Source organism: Micromonospora tarensis (genome assembly GCF_016803395.1).
GTDB lineage: Bacteria > Actinomycetota > Actinomycetes > Mycobacteriales > Micromonosporaceae > Micromonospora > Micromonospora tarensis.
Genome location: NZ_JAEVHL010000532.1, coordinates 1 through 1,036, shown reverse-complemented (window position 1 = coordinate 1,036; position 1,036 = coordinate 1). Strand labels below are relative to the sequence as shown.

1 protein-coding gene and 1 pseudogene are annotated in these 1,036 nt (G+C 78.3%); both read left to right on the top strand.

Annotated elements, in window-relative coordinates; all coding sequences use genetic code 11:
- A pseudogene (locus tag JM949_RS36155) lies at positions 1 to 534 on the top strand (nicotinate-nucleotide--dimethylbenzimidazole phosphoribosyltransferase); the annotation flags it as partial.
- Positions 524 to 1,036: adenosylcobinamide-GDP ribazoletransferase (locus JM949_RS36150; protein ID WP_203152499.1), on the top strand; the 513-nt coding region annotated here is incomplete at its 3' end. The pseudogene JM949_RS36155 and the gene JM949_RS36150, both read left to right, overlap by 11 nt.

Genomic DNA, 1,036 nt, shown 5'->3' with positions numbered 1-1,036 from the left:
GTCGCGCGGCGCGAAGGACATCCTGGCCGAGCTGGGCGGCGGCGACGTCGCGGTGGCCACCGGCGTGCTGCTCGGCGCGACCGCCCGCCGCGTGCCGTGCTGCTCGACGGACCGGTCGGCGTGGCCGCCGGCATGGTGAGCCGTGACCTGGCCGGGCAGGCACGCCACTGGTGCCTGCTGGCCGACCACGGCGGGCACCCGGCGGTACGACTCGCCGCCGACGTGCTGGGCCTCACCCCGCTGCTCGACCTGCGGCTGGATCTCGGCGAGGGCGCGAACGCGCTGGTCGCGCTCCCGCTGCTGCGCTCGGTGCTGGCGCTGTCCGCCGCGCTGCCGGTCCACCCGTCGCTCAGCGGCGGCGAGCCCGACCCGGCCGCCGACGAGCCGGAGTCCACCGACCCGAGCTACGCCGACCCCGATCTCACCGAACCCGAGTCCACCGAACCGGACTTCGCCGAGCCGGAGCCGGCCGGGCCGGGCCCGGCCAGCACCGGGGCCGACGAGCAGCCCGCGTCGGGCTGGCGTGCCGGCTGAGTCGCGGCTCCTCGCCGGCGCTCGACTGGCGATCACCACGCTGACCACGCTGCCGGTGCGGGCCGGTCGGATCGACCGTCCGGTCGCCGGCACGGCGATGGCGCTCGCCCCGGCGGTCGGCGCGTTGCTCGGTGCCCTGCTGGCCGGTGTGCTGCTGGTGGCCGCCGCGTTCGCTCCCCCGCTGGTGGCGGCGGGCGTGACGGTCGGCGCCGCCGCGCTGCTGACTCGGGGGCTGCACCTGGACGGGCTGGCCGACACCGTGGACGCGCTCGGCTCGTACCGGCGTGGCGCGGCCGCCCTAGAGATCATGAAGAAGCCGGACGTCGGCCCGTTCGGGGTGGTCGCCCTGGTGGTCGTCCTGCTGGTGCAGGCGGCTGCGCTCGCCGACCTGGCGGGGCGGTCCTGGCCGGCGTGCCTCGCGGCGGTGATCGCCGCGACCGCGGCCGGGCGGCTCGGCGTCACCATGGCCTGCCGGCGGGGAGTGCCGGCGGCCCGGCCGGAC